Origin of the sequence: Kitasatospora sp. CMC57 (assembly GCF_045866025.2) — a bacterium.
Taxonomy (GTDB): domain Bacteria; phylum Actinomycetota; class Actinomycetes; order Streptomycetales; family Streptomycetaceae; genus Kitasatospora.
Window position 1 is genome coordinate 5,104,033 of sequence record NZ_AP035881.2, and the last position, 18,281, is coordinate 5,122,313.

Annotated in this window: 18 protein-coding genes and 1 tRNA gene; 12 read left to right on the forward strand and 7 right to left on the reverse strand. The window is 71.7% G+C overall.

Features of this window, described 5'->3' with window-relative positions; genetic code table 11:
• The first annotated feature begins 18 nt into the window (after positions 1 to 18).
• The 4 genes from ACKUU6_RS22910 to ACKUU6_RS22925 all read left to right on the forward strand — a co-directional run bounded on the left by ACKUU6_RS22910 (position 19) and on the right by ACKUU6_RS22925 (position 3,175).
• On the forward strand, positions 19 to 477 hold the full coding sequence (locus ACKUU6_RS22910; RefSeq protein WP_407990427.1) for a peroxiredoxin: 459 nt from the start codon (positions 19 to 21) through the stop codon (positions 475 to 477).
• A gap of 164 nt (positions 478 to 641) precedes the next feature.
• On the forward strand, positions 642 to 1,217 hold the full coding sequence (locus tag ACKUU6_RS22915; RefSeq protein WP_407990428.1) for a TerD family protein: 576 nt from the start codon (positions 642 to 644) through the stop codon (positions 1,215 to 1,217).
• Positions 1,218 to 1,483: 266 nt separating this feature from the next.
• Positions 1,484 to 2,059 (forward strand): TerD family protein, encoded by a 576-nt coding sequence (locus ACKUU6_RS22920; protein ID WP_407990429.1) that lies wholly within the window; start codon positions 1,484 to 1,486, stop codon positions 2,057 to 2,059.
• Positions 2,060 to 2,098: 39 nt separating this feature from the next.
• The gene (locus tag ACKUU6_RS22925; RefSeq protein ID WP_407990430.1) at positions 2,099 to 3,175 is read left to right on the forward strand and encodes a DUF475 domain-containing protein; all 1,077 of its coding nucleotides are present in this window, start codon (positions 2,099 to 2,101) and stop codon (positions 3,173 to 3,175) included.
• A gap of 82 nt (positions 3,176 to 3,257) precedes the next feature.
• Here ACKUU6_RS22925 and ACKUU6_RS22930 read toward each other — a convergent pair whose 3' ends face one another.
• Positions 3,258 to 4,328, reverse strand: coding sequence for a DUF2637 domain-containing protein (locus tag ACKUU6_RS22930; protein ID WP_407990431.1), 1,071 nt, complete (start codon positions 4,326 to 4,328; stop codon positions 3,258 to 3,260).
• A 281-nt stretch (positions 4,329 to 4,609) separates the two neighbouring features.
• Between ACKUU6_RS22930 and ACKUU6_RS22935 the strand changes: the two genes are divergently transcribed.
• Complete coding sequence (locus ACKUU6_RS22935) at positions 4,610 to 5,347, forward strand: TerD family protein (RefSeq protein ID WP_407990432.1); 738 nt, start codon at positions 4,610 to 4,612, stop codon at positions 5,345 to 5,347.
• A gap of 13 nt (positions 5,348 to 5,360) precedes the next feature.
• Here ACKUU6_RS22935 and ACKUU6_RS22940 read toward each other — a convergent pair whose 3' ends face one another.
• Complete coding sequence (locus ACKUU6_RS22940) at positions 5,361 to 6,173, reverse strand: TerD family protein (RefSeq protein WP_407990433.1); 813 nt, start codon at positions 6,171 to 6,173, stop codon at positions 5,361 to 5,363.
• Positions 6,174 to 6,495: 322 nt separating this feature from the next.
• Between ACKUU6_RS22940 and ACKUU6_RS22945 the strand changes: the two genes are divergently transcribed.
• The 3 genes from ACKUU6_RS22945 to ACKUU6_RS22955 all read left to right on the forward strand — a co-directional run bounded on the left by ACKUU6_RS22945 (position 6,496) and on the right by ACKUU6_RS22955 (position 11,114).
• On the forward strand, positions 6,496 to 7,668 hold the full coding sequence (locus ACKUU6_RS22945; protein ID WP_407990434.1) for an HpcH/HpaI aldolase/citrate lyase family protein: 1,173 nt from the start codon (positions 6,496 to 6,498) through the stop codon (positions 7,666 to 7,668).
• Positions 7,669 to 7,803: 135 nt separating this feature from the next.
• Positions 7,804 to 10,257 carry a phosphoribosyltransferase gene (locus tag ACKUU6_RS22950; RefSeq protein ID WP_407990435.1) on the forward strand — a complete coding sequence of 818 codons (2,454 nt, stop codon included), beginning with the start codon at positions 7,804 to 7,806 and terminating at the stop codon, positions 10,255 to 10,257.
• Positions 10,257 to 11,114, forward strand: coding sequence for an HAD family hydrolase (locus ACKUU6_RS22955; protein ID WP_407990436.1), 858 nt, complete (start codon positions 10,257 to 10,259; stop codon positions 11,112 to 11,114). Before ACKUU6_RS22950 ends, ACKUU6_RS22955 begins: the two co-directional genes overlap by 1 nt.
• A 58-nt stretch (positions 11,115 to 11,172) precedes the next feature.
• Here the strand turns inward: ACKUU6_RS22955 and ACKUU6_RS22960 are convergent, their stop codons facing one another.
• From ACKUU6_RS22960 to ACKUU6_RS22970, 3 genes are all read right to left on the reverse strand, one after another.
• Positions 11,173 to 11,388 carry an FmdB family zinc ribbon protein gene (locus tag ACKUU6_RS22960; RefSeq protein WP_407990437.1) on the reverse strand — a complete coding sequence of 72 codons (216 nt, stop codon included), beginning with the start codon at positions 11,386 to 11,388 and terminating at the stop codon, positions 11,173 to 11,175.
• 71 nt (positions 11,389 to 11,459) lie between these two features.
• The gene (locus tag ACKUU6_RS22965; protein ID WP_407990438.1) at positions 11,460 to 11,930 is read right to left on the reverse strand and encodes a DUF4442 domain-containing protein; all 471 of its coding nucleotides are present in this window, start codon (positions 11,928 to 11,930) and stop codon (positions 11,460 to 11,462) included.
• Positions 11,931 to 11,992: 62 nt separating this feature from the next.
• The gene (locus ACKUU6_RS22970; protein ID WP_407990439.1) at positions 11,993 to 13,249 is read right to left on the reverse strand and encodes a hypothetical protein; all 1,257 of its coding nucleotides are present in this window, start codon (positions 13,247 to 13,249) and stop codon (positions 11,993 to 11,995) included.
• Between the two features lie 170 nt (positions 13,250 to 13,419).
• Here ACKUU6_RS22970 and ACKUU6_RS22975 point away from each other — a divergent pair.
• Positions 13,420 to 13,491, forward strand: a tRNA-Val gene (locus tag ACKUU6_RS22975).
• Positions 13,492 to 13,642: 151 nt separating this feature from the next.
• On the opposite strand, the gene ACKUU6_RS22980 is transcribed toward ACKUU6_RS22975, so the two are convergent.
• Positions 13,643 to 14,089: a hypothetical protein gene (locus ACKUU6_RS22980; RefSeq protein WP_407990440.1), complete on the reverse strand. Its 447-nt coding sequence runs from the start codon at positions 14,087 to 14,089 to the stop codon at positions 13,643 to 13,645.
• A 195-nt stretch (positions 14,090 to 14,284) separates the two neighbouring features.
• Positions 14,285 to 15,043 (reverse strand): GNAT family N-acetyltransferase, encoded by a 759-nt coding sequence (locus ACKUU6_RS22985; RefSeq protein WP_407990441.1) that lies wholly within the window; start codon positions 15,041 to 15,043, stop codon positions 14,285 to 14,287.
• An 839-nt stretch (positions 15,044 to 15,882) separates the two neighbouring features.
• On the opposite strand from ACKUU6_RS22985, the gene ACKUU6_RS22990 reads away from it, so the two are divergent.
• From ACKUU6_RS22990 to ACKUU6_RS23000, 3 genes are read left to right on the forward strand one after another with little or no spacing between them, the layout of a single operon-like run.
• Positions 15,883 to 16,296, forward strand: a complete 414-nt coding sequence (locus ACKUU6_RS22990; RefSeq protein WP_407990442.1) for an SRPBCC family protein — start codon at positions 15,883 to 15,885, stop codon at positions 16,294 to 16,296.
• Positions 16,297 to 16,341: 45 nt separating this feature from the next.
• A complete protein-coding gene (locus ACKUU6_RS22995) occupies positions 16,342 to 17,268 on the forward strand; it encodes a pseudouridine-5'-phosphate glycosidase (protein ID WP_407990443.1) in 927 nt (308 codons plus the stop codon).
• The gene (locus ACKUU6_RS23000; protein WP_407990444.1) at positions 17,265 to 18,155 is read left to right on the forward strand and encodes a carbohydrate kinase family protein; all 891 of its coding nucleotides are present in this window, start codon (positions 17,265 to 17,267) and stop codon (positions 18,153 to 18,155) included. The genes ACKUU6_RS22995 and ACKUU6_RS23000 overlap by 4 nt, the downstream gene beginning before the upstream one ends.
• The last annotated feature ends 126 nt before the right edge of the window (positions 18,156 to 18,281 follow it).

An 18,281-nucleotide genomic window follows, 5' to 3' on the forward strand; every position in this document is an offset into this window, starting at 1 on the left:
GACGCAGGAGGGACCAGCATGGCCATCGAGGTAGGCACCGAGGCTCCGGACTTCGAGCTGAAGAACCAGCACGGCGAGCTGGTCAGGCTCTCCGACTTCCGGGGCGAGAAGAACGTCGTCCTGGTCTTCTACCCGTTCGCGTTCACCGGTGTCTGCACCGGCGAGGTCTGCGCGATCCAGAAGGAGCTGCCGCGTCTGCAGAACGACTCGGTCCAGGTGCTCGCGGTCTCCAACGACTCGCCGTTCACCCTCCGGGTCTTCGCCGAGCAGGAGGGCCTGGACTACCCGCTGCTCTCCGACTTCTGGCCGCACGGCGAGGTCTCCCGCGCGTACGGCGTGTTCGAGGAGGAGAAGGGCTGCGCGGTGCGCGGCACCTTCGTGATCGACAAGGCCGGCGTGGTCCGCTGGTCGATCGTCAACGGCCTCCCGGACGCCCGGGACGAGCAGGCCTACCTGGCCGCCGTCGACGCGCTCTGAGGTACCCCTGAGGCCCTCCGGTGATCCCGCCGGAGGGCCTCGGCGCGTGCTGGTCGACATTCGCACGGCCGGCCGGGCCGGGTCACTGCCCATGGCGGGGAACCCGGCACTACGATCGGGCCGTTGGGCAGAGTGAAACACCATCAGCGCTTTTGGAGGACCAAGTGGGTGTCAGCCTCAGCAAGGGCGGCAACGTCTCGCTCACCAAGGAGGCCCCGGGCCTGACCGCGGTCATCGTCGGCCTCGGTTGGGACGTCCGGACCACCACCGGCTCGGACTTCGACCTGGACGCCAGCGCGCTGCTCCTGAACGCCGAGGGCAAGGTCGGTTCGGACGGCAACTTCGTCTTCTTCAACAACCTGAAGAGCGCGGACGGTTCGGTCGAGCACACCGGTGACAACACCACCGGTGAGGGCGAGGGCGACGACGAGCAGATCAAGGTCAACCTGGCCGCCGTGCCGGCCGACGTGCTGCGGATCAACTTCCCGGTGTCGATCTACGACGCCGAGAACCGCCAGCAGAACTTCGGCCAGGTCCGCAACGCGTTCATCCGCGTGGTGAACCAGGCGGGCGGCGCCGAGATCGCCCGCTACGACCTCTCCGAGGACGCCTCGACCGAGACCGCGATGGTCTTCGGCGAGCTGTACCGCAACGGCGAGGAGTGGAAGTTCCGGGCCGTCGGCCAGGGTTACGCCTCCGGCCTGCGCGGTATCGCCCAGGACTTCGGGGTCAATGTCTGAGCCCGGTACCGGGTGAATAGGCTTGAGGCCGGGGTCGGCCGGAGCGTGCGCGCTCCGGCCGACCCCGGCCTTCGCCGTGCCGAGCGGCGCGGGGCGGTAGTTCAGGAAGTTCAGCGGGCCGGTAAGGGCCCGGAGAGCGTCGCGGGGGCGTACACCTGGGAGGTCGATCGCCCGGGGAGGGCCGAACCGCGGCACCGTACGGCACGCGTGGACCGGGTGCGGTACGGACGGGAGCCCCGGCGACGGGGGGAGCTGGAGGAAGCAACATGAGTGTCACGCTCGCCAAGGGCGGCAACGTCTCGCTGACCAAGGCCGCGCCGAATCTGACGCAGGTGCAGATCGGTCTGGGCTGGGACGCCCGTTCCACCACGGGGGCGGCCTTCGACCTGGACGCCAGCGCGCTGCTGTGCAGCGGCGGCCGGGTGCCGGACGACAACCACTTCGTCTTCTACAACAACCTGCGCAGCCCGGAGGGCTCGGTCGAGCACCAGGGCGACAACCTCACCGGTGACGGCGAGGGCGACGACGAGACCGTGGTGGTCAACCTCGAACTGGTGCCCGCCACCATCGACAAGGTGGTCTTCGCGGTCTCGATCTACGACGCCGAGACCCGGCTGCAGAACTTCGGCCAGGTCGCCAACGCGTACATCCGGGTGGTGAACCTGGCGGACGGTCAGGAGATCGCCCGCTACGACCTCTCCGAGGACGCCTCGACCGAGACCGCGATGATCTTCGGCGAGCTCTACCGCTACCAGGGCGAGTGGAAGTTCCGCGCGGTCGGCCAGGGCTACGCCTCCGGCCTGCGCGGCATCGCCCTGGACTTCGGCGTCAACGTCCAGTAGCCCCTGCAACCGCTGTCACCCGAAAGGTAAACAACTCCCGTGGTCCTCCGTACATTCGGCTGGTCGTTCGGCATCACCGCCGCCGGCCTGGTCGCCGCCGGCCTGCTCTGGGGGTGGGAGGGCTTCGGCGTCGTGCTGATCCTCTCGATCCTGGAGATCTCGCTCTCCTTCGACAACGCGGTGGTCAACGCCACCGTGTTGAAGCGCATGAACCCGTACTGGCAGAAGATCTTCCTCACCGTCGGCGTGCTGATCGCCGTCTTCGGCATGCGGCTGATCTTCCCGCTGATGGTGGTCGGCCTGACGGCGCACCTGAGCCCCGCGACCGTGATCGACCTGGCGCTCAACGAGGGCAAGGAGTACGCCGGGCACACCTACGGCGAGTACCTGGAACTCGCCAACCCGGCGATCGCGGCCTTCGGCGGCATCTTCCTGCTGATGATCTTCCTGGACTTCATCCTGGAGGAGAAGGACTTCAACTGGCTGTCCTGGCTGGAGCGTCCGCTGGAGAAGGTCGGCAAGCTGGACGCCTTCTCCTCGGTGATCGCCCTGGTGACCATCGCCGTGGTGGCCAACGTGTTCGCCGGTGACAAGGCCGAGACGGTGCTGCTGGCCGGTCTGCTCGGCCTGGCCACCTACCTCGCGGTGAACGGCCTCTCCAGCGTCTTCGAGCACCGCCTGGAGGAGGACGCCGAGGCCGAGGAGGAGGCCGAGAAGTCGGGCAAGACCCTGATCCAGGTCGGCGGCCGGGCGGCCTTCTTCCTGTTCCTCTACCTCGAAGTCCTGGACGCCTCGTTCTCCTTCGACGGCGTGGTGGGCGCGTTCGCGATCACCCAGAACATCTTCATGATCATGCTGGGCCTGGGCATCGGCGCGATGTACATCCGCTCGCTGACGGTCTACCTGGTCCGCAAGGGCACCCTGGACGACTACGTCTACCTGGAGCACGGCGCGCACTACGCCATCGGCGTGCTGGCGATCATCCTGCTGGTCGGGATCGAGTACCACGTGCCGGAGCTGGTCACCGGTCTGGTGGGCGTCGGCTTCATCGCCGCCGCCTTCGCCTCCTCGGTGCTGCGCAACAAGCGTGAGCAGGTCCTGGAGCCGGTCGGCTGACCGGAGTCAGGAACACCGGCCCCGGGCCGGAACGCGGAAGGGCCCCCGACCTCGAGGTCGGGGGCCCTTCCTGCTGAGCGGGTCAGCCGAGGCGCTGCTCGATCGCCCTGAGCTTGCGCTCCAGGGTGTCCAGCGAGTCCAGCCTGGGCATCGACTGGGTGTCGTCGTCGACCGTCAGATCGACCGTGGAGCCACCGCCGACCGCGGCCCGGGGGCGGCGACCGGCGTTCAGCGCGGCCGGCTCCAGCGCGGACGGGCCGACCTTGGCCATCGGGTCATCCGCTAGCGCAGGCTCCGTAGCGGACTGTCCGTCGCCGGAGCCCGCGGTCAGCGCCGGGACCTGGCGGCCGCCTCGGCCGCGGCCGAGCACCCCGCCACTGGCCCGGGAGATCGCCTTCAGCTCGGCCCGCTCGCGGCGGTCCGCACTGCGGGCCCTGGTCTTGGCGTCCATCTTGGCCTGCCGCTCCTCGCGGACCTCCTCGACCGCCTCGTCCAGGCTGCGGACGTTCTCCAGCAGCATCAGCGACCAGGCCGCGTAGGTCTCGCGCGGGGCGCGCATCCAGCGGACGATCCGGATCTGCGGCAGCGGGCGGGGCACCAGGCCCTGCTCGCGCAGTGCGGCCTTGCGGGTCTGCTTGAGCGCCCGGTCGAACAGGATCGCCGCCGAGATGGACATCCCGGAGAAGAACTGCGGGGCGCCGTCGTGGCCGCCGCCGCGCGGCGCGTGCACCCAGTTGAACCAGGCCGAGGCGATCGCGAAGACCCAGACCAGGAGACGGGAGCCGAGCGCGGCGTCACCGTGGCTGGCCTCGCGGACGGCGAGCACCGAGCAGAACATCGCGGCGCCGTCGAGACCGAACGGGACCAGGTACTCCCAGCCGCCGGACAGGCCGAGGTTCTCCGTACCGAAGCCGACCAGGCCGTGGAAGGAGAGCGCGGCGGCCACGCCCGCGCAGCAGAACAGCAGCACGTACGAGGAGATGCCGTAGACCAGCTCCTTGCGGCGGCGGCGCTCCTCGCCGCGTTCCCAGGAGTCTTCGGTGGATTCGGCCTTGCCGTTCTTGAACCGCAGGGCGGCCACCAGCAGGGCGGTGAACAACAGGGCTGAGCCACCTACTACGGCCCAGACCAGCTGTATGGAGGAGAAGTTCATCGCGGCGTGGGCCTCGGCTTTCCGCAGTTCGGGGCAGCGGCGGGTGCGTCGGGCCGAGCGGCGCGTCGGGGACGGCGCCGCGGCAGAAGGCCCGAGCGTACCCGTACGTGACGGCAGGTACACATGTGCGGCTAGACGATATCGCGTCCAGGGGGCGTGCATGCTACCGGAGGTGACCAACCATCTGTCGGCCTGACACGCACGGTATCTGACGGTGGCTCGGGCCCCCTCGCTGGGTATGGGTCCGGTACGGTGAGCTGGCTGATCTGGGGAGGGAAGCGATGGTCTCGTTCTGGGATTACCTGCGCAGGGATCGTGACAGCTTCGACACCGGGAGCGAGTACAAGATCACCCTGACCAAGTCCCAGCCGCAGCACGCCCTGACCGGCCCGGCGGCCACCACCGGCTACCTGTACGTCAACCTGCACTGGACCACCCGCACCGCCGAGTCCACCGCCCCCGGCGCCTCGCTCAAGCGGCTGCTCAGCCCGCGCATCCTGCGGCCGATGGAGCCGGACAGCTACTCCCGCCCGCAGGTCAACGTCGACCTCGACCTGGCCTGCATGTACGAACTGGCCGACGGTACCAGGGGGGTGGTGCAGCCGCTCGGCAAGTACTTCGGCGACCTCCAGCGGCCGCCGTACATCAAGCTCAGCGGGGACGACGTCTACGGGGCGCCGTCGGGCGAGACGATGTACATCAACCTGGAGAAGAAGGACCAGTTCCGGCGGCTGCTGATCTTCGTCTACATCTACGACGACACCCCGGCGTTCGACCGCACGCACGCCACCGTGACCATCGTGCCGCAGACCGGCCCGCGGTTGGAGATCGCGCTGGACCAGCGGGCCGCGACGGCCCGTTCGTGTGCGGTGGTGCTGATCGAGAACACCGGGGACGGGCAGTTGACGGTCCGTCGGGAGGTCAGGTACGTGCACGGGTTCCAGTCCGACCTGGACCGGCTGTACGGCTTCGGGATGCAGTGGCAGCGCGGCTACAAGGCGACCACGCCCGAGGGCTGACCGGTCACGGCGCTCAGCGCGGCTGGAACTGCGGGCCCTGCGGCGGCAGTGCGAACGGCGGCTGCGCGGCCACGGGCTGCGGCACCGGGGGCTGGTAGGCCGGCGGTTGCGGCGGGTAGCCGTACCCGGGCTGCGCCTGCGGCTGGTACGGCGGGGGCGGCGGGATCGGGCGCGGCGCGGCCGGCGTCAGGGCGTAGCTCTCCGGCTCGGGGGCGACCGGCGCGGCCGGGGTGATCGGCGTGACCGGGACCACCGGGGGCGGCGCCGAGGGCGCGTGCGCGGCGTCGTCCTCGACCGTGATGCCGTAGTCGGTGGCCAGCGCGCCCAGACCGTCCGCGTACCCCTGGCCGATCGCGCGGAACTTCCAGCCACCGCCCCGGCGGTAGAGCTCGGCCACCACCAGTGCGGTGACCTGGCCCGCGTCGGTGCAGGAGAACTGGGCGATCGGAGCCGCACCGTTCGGCGCCGCGGCGTCGTGCAGGACCACCCGCAGGTCGGTCAGCGCGGGGAAGGCGCCGCCCTCGGCCGAGCCCGCCAGCACCACCCGCTCCACGTCCGGCGGGAGCTTGTCGAGCTCGACCTCGACGGTGTCGGCGACCTCGGCGCCGCTGCGCTGCTTCGGCAGGTGGCGGACCAGGCCGGACGGATGGCGGGGCTGGTTGTAGAAGACGAAGTCGGCGTCCGTGCGGACCTTGCCGTCCGCGCCGACCAGCAGGGCCGAGGCGTCCACGTCCGGTGCGCCCGCCGTGGCCGTCCAGCGCAGCACGGCACGGACGGCGGCGGCCGTCAGCGAGATATTGGCGCCCTTGGCCATCACGTGCGTCATAGCGGACCATCCTGCCGGTTCCCGACCGCTCCGGACAACGCGACGGCCGTGCCGGCCCCCCTGCACCCGTCCTCCACATCCGCTCCACCGGTGCCGACCAGCGGATGCCGCTTTGTGACGCGGACGGTAATCTTCCGAGAATTCGACGTTTCAGGTGTTCGGCGTGGCCGAAATCGACCGTACGATGGCCGCCTGCGGCGTCGGTCACCAACTCACCCGGCCCCGAACGTCCTTCCTACCCCGTCCAGCCGTCCCGCGAACCTTCGGGACGGCCTGTCCGTCTACCCAGAGACAGCCCACTCCGACCCCCCGGGAGAGCACCATGCGCCACTTCGGCCATCTCGCTGCAGCCGACCGCAGCCGCCTCTTCCTGGAACAGCCGGGTGAGTTCCACCGGGACAGCCCGGCCGAGCTGCTCTCCACCGCGCTGGGCGCCACCCTCTACAGCCCCGCCACCCGGAGCACGCTGCTGGCGGACGTCCGCAAGCAGGCCGCCCGGGGCGTGGTGTCGATGGTGCTCTGCCTGGAGGACGCGATAGCGGACCACGAGGTCCCGGCCGCCGAGGCCAATCTGGTCGCCCAGCTGACCGAGCTGCACGCGGCCGGTCCCGGCGACGACCTCCCGCTGCTCTTCGTCCGGGTCAGGACGCCCGAGCAGATCACCGAGCTCACCGACCGGCTCGGTCCTGCCGTCACCCTGCTCACCGGTTACGTGCTGCCCAAGTTCACCGAGGAGAGCGGCGGCCCCTTCCTGGAGGCGCTGACCGCCGCCGAGGCCACCGCCGGGCACCGGCTCTTCGCCATGCCGGTGCTGGAGTCACCCGAGCTGGCCCACCTGGAGACCCGGCGCGAGCAGCTCTTCGGCATCGCCCGGCTGCTGGAGAAGTACCGCGAGCGGGTGCTCGCCGTCCGGCTCGGGGTGACCGACCTCTGCTCCGCATACGGGCTGCGCCGCTCGCCGGACCTGACCGCGTACGACGTGGCACTGGTCGCGGGCGTGATCGGCGACGTGGTGAACGTGCTCGGCCGGGCCGACGGGACCGGGCACACGGTGACCGGGCCGGTCTGGGAGTACTTCCCGGTCCAGGAGCGGATGTTCAAGCCCCAGCTGCGCCGGACCCCGTTCGCCGAGGCGCACCCGCCGGCCGAGGGGCTGCGCCAGCGGATTATCGAGCACGACCTGGACGGACTGATCCGCGAGATCGAACTCGACCGCGCCAACGGCCTGTTGGGCAAGACCTGCATCCACCCCAGCCACGTCCCCGCGGTGCACGCGCTCTCGGTGGTCACCCACGAGGAGTACTCGGACGCCCGGGACATCCTGCAGCAGCACCAGGGCGGCGGCGGGGTGCTGCGCTCGGCGTACACCAACAAGATGAACGAGGCGAAGCCGCACCGGGCCTGGGCCGAGCGGGTCATGCTGCGCGCCCAGGTGTTCGGGGTGGCCCGCGAGGACGTCAGCTTCGCCGAGCTGCTGGGCTGTCTGTGCACCTGAGCTACCGTCGACAGTCGGCGCCGGTAGCGGCCGTTCGAGCCGGCGCCGCCCGTAGCGGTTCGTAGCCGTCCGTAAGGCCGGTCGTAGCAGTCCGTAGGGCCGTTCGTAGCTGTTCGTACCGAGAAAGCAGGAGTTTTGGCAGTTCAGGACGTATCAAGGTCGACGTGGTCGGGCGACTGGGTCACCGAACGGCTCGGTCTCAGGCTCACCGGATCGCCCGAACTGCCGGAGCTGATCGGGCTCGCCCTGCGGGAGAACCGGAAGCGGGCCCACCTGCTGGTCTCCCAGGTGCTCGGCAAGCACGTCCCGCAGCGGCCCGCCGTCGTGCACGGCGCCGGGGTGGAGCTGGGCCGCCGGGTGCGCGAGCTGCTCGGCCCCGAGGCGGCCGCGCGGGCCGTGGTGCTCGGGTACGCCGAGACCGCCACCGCGCTCGGGCACAGCGTCGCCGACGGCCTCGGCGCGCCCTATCTGCACTCCACCCGGCGGCCGGTGCCCGGGGTGGCCCCGGTCGGCGGCTTCGAGGAGGAGCACTCGCACGCCACCTCGCACCTGCTGCTGCCCGCCGACCCGGACTTCCTGGCCGGGGACGGGCCGCTGGTGCTGGTCGACGACGAGTTCTCCACCGGCACCACCGTGCTCAACACCATCCGGGCGCTGCACACCAGGCACCCGCGCCCGCACTACGTGGTGGTCGCCCTGGTCGACCTGCGCACCCCGGCCGACCAGGCCAGGCTGATCGAGGCCGCCGCCGAGCTCGGCGCCCGGGTCGACCTGCTGGCCACCGCCACCGGCGGTGTCGAGCTGCCCGCCGACGTACTGGACCGGGCGGCCGAGCTGATCGCCGCCGCCCCGGCCCAGACCCCGCCGGACGGCCCGTCGGCGCCCGTCGAGCGGATCGTGCTGCCCTGGCCCGCCGGTCTGCCCGAGGGCGGCCGACACGGCTTCTCCACGGCCGAAGCGGGCCGCCTGGAGGCCGCGCTGCCCCAGCTCGCAGCGCCGCTCGCCACCGTCCTGGCCGACCGGCGCAACGTGCTGGTGCTCGGCTTCGAGGAGCTGATGTACGCGCCGCTGCGGATCGCCGGGGCGCTCGGTGGGCTGATCGGCGAGGACCGGGTCCGGTTCTCCACCACCACCCGCTCGCCGGTGCTGGCGGTCGACCACCCGGGCTACGCGATCCGGACCAGGCTGGCCTTCCCCGCGCACGACGATCCGGCCGACGGCCCGGGGGAGCGGTACGCCTACAACGTCGCGCCCGGCCAGGACGCCGGCCGCCGCTTCGACGCCGTGGTGCTGGTGGTCGACCAGCCCGCCGACACCCCCGCCCTGCACGAGGGCGAGCGGGCGCTGTTGCGTCAACTCCGCCGGGTCACCGACCTGGTGGTGCTCGCCGTCCTGCCCTCCCTGGCACCTCCTTCGCTACCGTCTGTGAGACCGATGACGACTCCCGCTCCGCTGCACGGCCCCGCCTTCTCCTCCTACCCGGCCGAGGACGTGAGCTGGCTGCTCACCGACCTCTCCGACGTCGCCCTGGAGGCGCCCACCGAGGAGCGCGAGGAGGCGGTCCAGTCCGGTGGCGCGCATTACGCCGAGTCGCTGCCGGTCGAGTACCAGCCGAGCCCCGAGTACCAGGAGCTGTTCCAGCAGGCGCTGACCACCTCGGTGGACCGGATCGCGCTCGCCGTCGGCACCGTGGCCGAGATGCTGCGGCGTGAACGGCTGGGCGCCGCAGATGAGTTGGTGTTCGCCTCGCTGGCCAGGGCGGGTACCCCGGTCGGCATCCTGCTGCGCCGCTGGTTCGCCTTCGCGTACGGTCTGGACACCCCGCACTACGCCGTCTCGATCATCCGGGGCCGGGGCATCGACCCGGTCGCGCTGCGCCACCTGGCCGAGCGGCACGACTCCCGCCAGGTGGTGTTCGTGGACGGCTGGACCGGAAAGGGCGCCATCACCCGGGAGTTGGCCGCCGCGCTGGAGGGCATGCCGTTCGACCCCGAGCTCGCGGTGCTCTCCGACCCGGGCCGGTGCGTCCGCACGTACGGCACCCGGGACGACTTCCTGATCCCGTCCGCCTGCCTCAACTCCACGGTCTCCGGCCTGATTTCGCGTACCGTGCTGCGGTCCGACCTGATCGGGCCGGACGACTATCACGGCGCCAAGTACTACCGGGAGCTGGCCGGGGCGGACGTCTCCCGGAACTTCGTCGAGGCGGTGGCGGGACGCTTCGCGGCGGTGCGGGCCGAGGCGGTCGAGGCCGCCGACGAACCGTCCGGCACCGACCGCACCCCGGACTGGGCGGGCTGGGCCGCGATGGAGCGGATCAGCACCGAGTACGGCATCGACAGCGTCAACCTGGTCAAGCCCGGCGTCGGCGAGACCACCCGGGTGCTGCTGCGCCGGGTGCCATGGCGGATCCTGGCCAAGCGCGGCACCGGCGCCGACCTCGACCACGTTCGTCTGCTCGCCGCCCAGCGGGGCGTGTTCGTCGAGGAGGTGGACAACCTGCCGTACTCCTGCGTCGGGCTGATTCACCCCCGTTTCAGCCGCGGCGCGACCGGCGCCGACGGCACGGCAGTCAAGGTGGAGCACTGATGGACCGTCAGTTCATAGTCGCCAGCGATCTGGACCGTACCCTCATCTACTCCAACCGGGCCCTCGCCCTGGACGTGCCCGACCGGCTGGCTCCCCGGCTGCTCTCGGTCGAGGTGCACGACGGCAAGGCGCTCTCCTTCATGACCGAGCAGGCCGCCGAGCTGCTGGTCGATCTGGTCCAGCAGGCGGTCTTCGTGCCGGCCACCACCCGGACCAGGGCCCAGTACGAGCGGGTCAACCTGCCGGGCCCGACGGCGGGTTGGGTGCCCCCGTACGCGATCTGTGCCAACGGCGGGCAGCTGCTGGTCGGCGGCGTCCCGGACAAGGACTGGCAGGCCGAGGTCAAGTCCCGGCTCGCGAACGGCAGTTCGCCGCTGGCCGAGGTGGTCGAGCACCTGGCGGTGTCGGCCGATCCGGAGTGGACCCACAAGCGCCGGGTCGCCGACCACCTCTTCGCCTACCTGGTGGTCGAGCGGGCCATGCTGCCGGCCGGCTGGGTCGAGGAGCTCACCGGCTGGTGCGCCGAACGCGGCTGGTCGGTCTCGCTCCAGGGCCGCAAGGTGTACGCGGTGCCCACCCCGCTCAGCAAGAGCTCGGCGCTGGCCGAGGTCGAACGCCGGGTCGGCGCGGCCACCGTGCTCTCGGCAGGTGACTCGCTGCTGGACGCCGACCTGCTGCTGGCCGCCGACCAGGGCTGGCGCCCCGGCCACGGCGAGCTCGCCGACGCGGGCTGGACGGCGCCCGGGGTGACGGCGCTGACCCAGATCGGGGTGGCGGCGGGCGAGGAGATCGTCCGGCAGTTCCTGGCCACGGTGGGTGCGGCTCGCCCGACCGGGGTTGTCCAAGCGGGGTCGTGACGGTGGCGTCGGGGGGCGGGGGGCTGTGGTTCCGCGCCCCTGTTGCCGGCCGCTTTCGCTAGCCGCAGCACCCTCCACCGCAGCAGCCACCGCCGCCGCTCGAAGGCTGCTGCGGGGCGCTGGCGCCGGCGCCCGTCACCGCGACGGCGGAGAGCAGCTTGACGGTGTCGGTGTGCCCCTGTGGGCAGAGCGCCGGGTCGTTGGCCTGGGCCATGGCGCGGCGGAGTTCGAACGTGGCGCCGCAGGTGCGGCAGCGGAAGTCGTAACGAGGCATGCCCGCAGCGTACCCGGCCGGACCGGCGTCATACCCGGCTGAACGTGGCGTCGTGCCCGTCATTCCTGGTGTCAGCCGGACTTGCGCTTCTCCCGGACATACACCTGCTTGCGGAGCTTGGCGACCACCGAGCCGTCCGCCGCCAGCACCTCGGTGTGGAACCAGACCAGCGCCTTCTTGCCCTCCGCCGTGAGCTCGCGGATCTCGGTCAGCCGGTCCTCGGTGAGCACGAACTCGGCGATGATGTCCCCGCGGCCGGGGGAGACGAACTCGATCTCGGCGGCGGCGTCCCAGACCACGTAGCCCGGGCCCAGGTTCTGCATCACCAGCAGCATCCAGAACGGGTCGGTCATCGCGAAGATCGAGCCGCCGAAGTGGGTGCCGACCCAGTTCCGGTTGAACCAGCGCAGCCGCAGCCGGACCTTCGCGGAGCGGAAGTCCGGCGAGACCGCGAGGACCCGGATGCCCGCGAACAGGAACGGCGGCCAGAGGTTGATCCCGCGCCGGAAGGTGGTGGCGCTCAGGGTGCGCTTGCGTGCCATGGAGCGACTCTAGCAAGGAAGTTACCGGCGAGTAATGTGATCGCCGTCACGGCTCGTCCGGCTCAGGCGTGGGTGCCCCTGATCAGGGCGACCACCTCGGCGGCGGTGTCCCGGACGGCGGTCAGCTCGGTCAGGAAGTGCCAGTAGTCGGGGTGTCGCCCGGCCTCCTCCAGCGTGGCCACCGCACGGTCCAGCCGTGCCACCGCGGCGTCCAGTGGCGCCGCGTGCCGAGGGTCCGGCGTCTGCCGTCCGGCCATCGCCAGCCGCTGGGCGTCCCGGACCGCGAACCTGGCCCGCTCGATCTCCTTGTGCGGGTCGTGCGAGACCTCGTTCAGCTGTCGCAGCCGCCCGTGCACCGCGCCGATCGCCTCGTCCGCGCCCTCCAGCAGCGCCCGCACCGTCCCGATCGCCCCGGTCGCGTCCGGCCACCGCTGCTCGTCCCGGGCCCGGACCGCCTCGGCCAGCTTGGCCCGGGCGGCGGCGACCGCTTCGGCCGCCTGGTCGGGGACGTGCTGCAGATCCTGCCAGCAGGCCAGGCTGAACCGGCGGCGCAGCTCGCTCAGCGCGGGCTCGACGCCGGCGCTCTTGGTCTCCAGCGCCTCGATCCTGGTGCGCAGGCTGCCGATCCTGCGGTCGACCTCCCGGGCCTTCTCCGGTCGCTGTTCGGCCGCGACCCTGATCGCCTCGGCGCGCGAGGCCACGTCCTCCGCCCGCTGGAGCGTCGGCGCCACCCCGTGCCGGCCCGCGCCCTCGTTCAGCCTGGTCAACTCCGGCGCGAGCTCGGCCAGTCGGGCCGCCAGGTCGTCCGCCTTCAACCCCGCCGCACGGACCGCCTCCAGTGCGGTGGTCGCCCCCAGCAACGCCCGCTTGGCCCGCTCCACCGCCGGGGTGACCCGGACCAACTGCGCCTCGGCGTGCTGGATCAGCGGCTGCAGCCGGGTCAGGAAGGCGGTCAGCTCGGCCTGCGTACCGGTCAGCTTCGCCTTGGCCTGGTCCAGCTGCCTGCGGGCCTGGCCGGCGGTCGCCGCGTCGAGCTCCTGGTCCTCCAAGTCGTGCGCGTCCAGCGCGGCCAGGTACTCGACACTGACCTCGTTGACCCGGCCGGAGAGCCGCTGGAAGTCGCCGAGCGCCTGACGGGCCGTCCGGTCGTCCTCTGCGGCGCGGACCGTCTCGACCGCGAGCTCTACCTCCCGCTGGGTGGAGTCCAGTTCGTAGAACGCCTGCTGCGCCGCGTCCCTGGCGGCCTGGGCCTCCGCCCGCTGCGCATCGGCCCGCCGCCACCAGCCACCCCGCCCGCCGCCGCCACCGGCCACCCTCACGCCCACACTCCCAGTCCTGTCCGCTCGCCTCCGCCCCATTCTCACCGATCACCGCACGATCCCGGCACCCTTCCGGCCCCACCGCCCGAAAGCCTGCGGCGGACCACTCCCGGGAGCAGGTACTCTTACCTCTCGTCGTACGCCGCCGGAGCTCCGGCGCGCCGTGACGGGGGCGCATAGCTCAGCGGTAGAGCGCCGCCCTTACAAGGCGGATGTCGGCGGTTCGAAACCGTCTGCGCCCACACTGAAGATGCAGGTCAGGGGCCCCTCCGGGTAGTCGACGGAGGGGCCCCTGACCTGTAGTACGCATTTTGCACGGGTCATGCAGCAGCGACGGTAGATCGACTGCACGACCTGCGGTGCCCGCATGCCGGAGGTGGCCCGGTGGAGCCGTCAGTTGGCCTCCGCTCGTACCTTCCAAGGCGCGACGACCCGTGGGCAGCGTTGGTCGCCTCCTGGGTGGCACTGCTTGGCCGCGCTGATGGTGGCGGTGCCGTCCTTTTCGACGTGGAAGCGTGCGGTGGCGTCACCTCGTGGGGTCGTGCCGCCCGCCGTCCGGTGGAGTACGGCGGAGTCGCTGACCGGAGTACTCCAGGAGTAGGTGAGCCCGTTCTCGCGGTAGCCGGTGAGCCTCACCTCGACGTCGTCACCGGCGTGCACGGCCACTGTCCTGCCGTTGTCCGCGTTCGTGAGGGCAACGCGCCCGGCCTTCGTGTGGGGTGCCGGGCTGTGAGCCGCCGCCGGCGCCGCCGCGGATGCCAGGAGGGTCACCAGGGCCAGCCCCACTCCCCAGGGGGCGGCGCTCCGCTTCCAGCCCGCCGCGTCTTTCTGCGCCGTCATCTTCGAGATCTCCATGCGCTGACAAACCTCCGGCCCCCGCCGAAGGTCACGCACGGCGATCGGATCCGGCACCCCGGCGGTGGCAGGGGAGGTGACGGGGCCCGGGGACCGCTTCGGCCCGAGTCGCAACAAGGCGGGTTGCCTTGATGACACGTCAGGTCGTCCGGAGCGGTCCTCGGGCCGGAATCAGCCGCCTTACGCGTTCGTCGGCAGGGAGATGTCGAGCTTCTCGGTGGCGCGGCGGTAGCCGATGCTCGCGTAGATGCGTTCCACCGTCTCGTCGGCCGGCTCGAGCCACACGAACTGGAGGCCGCGCCGGTACGCGAGGGCGGTCAGGTGGGCGGAGACGGCTGCGCCGATGCCGCGACGGCGGAAGCGTGCGTCGACGGCGACGCCTCCGATCTCGGTGAGGCCGTCCACCGGGGCGGAGCAGGAGCCGCCGCCGGCGGGCTCGCCGTCGAGGCGCGCGAGCACGGCGATGCCGCCGTTGAGGATGGTGCGGCGCAGGCCGGAGATCGAGTCCATGGTGGGCTCGCCCGGCTCGCCGTACGCGTAGTGCTGGAGCGAGGCGAGCGCGAGCAGTTCCTCGTCGGTGCGCGGCTCGGAGAGTTCGAGGCCCGGTACGGGCTTCGGGACGGCGAGGTTCTCCGGCGGGCACGCCATGATCGGGGGACGGCCCTCGATCTCGAACCCGCATCCGAGGAGCATGGCCTCCACCTTCGGCATGCGGGACGGCTGGAACTCGAGCCGGGGCTTGCGGTCCCGGTCCCGGAAGGCCGCGATCAGGGCACGTACGTCCTGCTCGGTCGGCTCGGCCCCGTCGTCGGGGATGGCGTAGTTGGCGTACGGGTTCGGCCAGCCCTCGTCGTAGCGCACGACGAACGGGCCGACGCGGAAGCTGCCGGGGGAGCGCAGGGCCAGGGTACGGGTGTGGTGCTGGACGTCGAAGTCCACTTCGGTGATCCTCTGGGGTTGGCATGTGTGTACTCGGACATGCCGCCGACCCCGCGCGCGCGACTGCGGTCGCTTCGGCGGGCGTTACTGCTCGGCTGAGCGTCGACCGCTGGGGATCAGCGTGGACGTCAGCCGCCGGAACTGTCGGCGGCCCTAAACGGTGAAGGCGCGGACAGGCACAGGCTCACTCCAGAGGCCAAATGGTTCAGGGCCCGAACCGGGCCCGGAGGTCGTCATCGTGGCAGCGTCGGACCGACGGACGCAACCGGATTTCGCCCGTCGCCGACGATCCGTGGGCGACCGTCTGCGCCCACGACGAACCCGCGGGTCGGTGACCCTGCGGGCTGTCGTTCCTCCGGATCGGGGTCTGGCACTACTGCCGGCAGGTGGCGTTGGTGGGCGGTTCGGTGGCGGTGTGGGTGACTCTGAGTGCGCTCTTGCCCTCGGTGTTGTCCTTGGCGTACGAGATGTTGTGGCCGGGGACGGTGTAGGTGAACCCGTTGAGCGTGATCCTCCACCGGCCGGTCGTCTCGCGGGCGAGGGGCGAGTACTCGAGCCAGCCGAACTTTCTGGGCGGGACGCTGATGGTCGCGGTCCTGGTGGTGGTGTCCTGCTCGATCCAGGTGTGGGTGGCGGGCGCCGCCCGGATACGGGGACGCCGGTCCGGTGGTGGTTCGTGCGGGGCCGTACGGGGCGAGGACCTGGTGCCGAATTCCGGATCGGCCGGTGAACGGTGGCGGATTGGGTACGCGCTTCAGCCGGATCAACGATGTCCTGAGGCAGAGGCTTGCTGACGGGCTGGGAACCGGCTGCCCGACTGCGAGGAGGGATCCCGCTCCATGAGCGAGTACGAGCACATCCGCACCATGCAGGGCCTGCCCGAGATCGTCTTCGACCAGGCCAGCGATCCGGGGCGCCTGGACGCCTGGCTGCCCGAGGGCCTGTACGTACGGCCGGACGACCTGCCCGCCGTCACGGTCCACGAGGACGCCACCGGCCGCGACGAACCCGCGCTCTACCGGGCGGAGCCGGACCGGCTGCGGATCGAGTGGAAGACCCGCGACGGCGGCGGCTACACAGGGTGGCTGCAGGTCGACGCTCTGGACCCGGGCGGCAGTGAGGTGACGATCCACCTGTCCTTCCGCGACGCCGCCGGGCAGCCGCCCCGGGAGGCCGTGGACTCCGCGCTCCGCGAGAGCCTGGACCGCCTGGCCGAGCAGGTTCGGCTGCGGGTGGACGGCGAACCCGGCTGACCAGCAGGACGTTTGAAGCCGGTGCGACTACGCCAGGAATGGGGGATGACGGAACCTGTACTGCGCCTCTCCGACGAGGTCAGGGACGCGCTCGCGAGCCCGGGGACACCCGTGGTCGCCCTGGAGTCGACGATCATCGCGCACGGCCTGCCCAGGCCGCGGAACCTGCAGGTGGCAGGGGAGTTGGAGGAGATCGTCCGGGCGACGGGTGCCGTCCCCGCGACCATCGCCGTGCTGGACGGGGTGCCGCACGTCGGGCTCGGCAAGGCCGAGTTGGAGCGCGTCGCCAACGACCCGACGCTGCGCAAGTTCGGGTACCGCGATCTGCCGCTCGCCCTGGCGGCCGGCGCGAGCGGTGCGACCACGGTGTCGGGGACGGCGTTCCTGGCCGCACGGGCCGGCATCCGGGTCTTCGCCACCGGCGGGCTCGGCGGGGTGCACCGTGAGTGGGCCACCACCCTGGACGAGTCGGCCGACCTGGGTCTGCTCGCGCGGACCAGGATCACGGTGGTGTGTGCGGGGGTGAAGTCGATCCTGGACGTACCGGCCACGCTGGAGCGGTTGGAGACCCTGGGGGTCTCGGTGCTCGGCTTCCGGACGGCCGAGTTCCCGGGGTTCTACCTGGCTAGTTCGGGGCGGCCGGTGGACTGGACGGTACGGGAGGCGTCCGAGGTGGCGGCGGTGATGCGGGCCCAGGACGCGCTGGGCGGGCTCGACTCCGCGCTGGTGGTGGCCAATCCGGCGCCGGAGGCCGAACAGCTCGACCCCCGGCTGCACGACCGGGTGCTCGCCGAGGCGCTCGCGGCCGCCGACCGTGCGGGCGTCACCGGACAGGCGACCACACCCTTCCTGCTGGCCTACCTGACCGAGCACACCGAGGGCGCCTCGCTGGAGGCCAACCTCGCAGCCGTACGCGGTAACGTACGGCTCGCTGCCGAGATCGCCGCCCAGTGGGCGGGGCCGGCGGAGTGACAGGTGCGCTGCTGGTGATCGGCGATGTCGTCACCGACCTCGTCGCGCTGCACGACCGGCCGCTCGCACCGCACACCGACACCGCTGCCCGGATCGCTGTCCTGCCGGGTGGCTCGGCCGCCAACTCGGCCGCGTGGGCGGCGCATTCGGGTGCGGAGGTGCGGCTGCTGTCTCGGGTCGGCACCGACTCCGCCGACTGGCACCGGGCCGAACTGCTCGGCGCCGGAGTCCGCCCGCACCTGGTGGTCGACCCGCAGCTGTCGACGGCCGTGGTGATCTGCCTGGTGGACGCCGAGGCCGAGCGGACCTTCGTCACCGACAGCGGTGCCGCCGCCCGGCTCGGTCCCGCCGACTGGGATCCCGCGCTGCTCGACGGCGTCGCACGGCTCCACCTCTCCGGATACCTCTACTTCGCCGACCAGGGAAGGAAGTTGGCGGAGTTGGCGGTCGCGGCGGCGGATGCGCGAGGCGTACCGGTGAGCGTCGACCCGGCGTCCACGGGCTTCATCGAACGGCTCGGCGTCGCCACCTTCCGGGCCGCGATCGAGGGTGCTGGCCTGCTGCTGCCGAACCTGGCGGAGGCGCGGTTGCTGGCCGGGACGGACGATCCTGCGGCGGCGGCCGAGCTGCTCAGCGCGGCGCACGGTGAGGCCGTCGTGAAGCTGGGCCCGCAGGGCGCGCTGGCCGCCCGGGCCGGGAAGGTGGTCGCGAGGATTCCGGCCGCGCCGTGCGTTCCGGTGGACAGTACGGGCGCCGGTGACGCCTTCACCGGCGCATTCCTGGCGGCGCGGCTGCGGGGTGTCGAGCTCGCGGAGGCGACGGCCGCCGGCTGTGCGGCGGGGGCGCGGTCGGTTGCCCTGACGGGCGGCAGGCCGCCGGCCCGGTGAGCCCATGGAGGGCCGTCCGCCGGACGGCCCTCCATGACCCTGCCTCACCCTGCCTCGCTCCCATCTCCTGGAGTCTCACCAGTTCTGGGGTCCGGGCAAACGGGCCGTTGGGGTGACGGTGAGGAG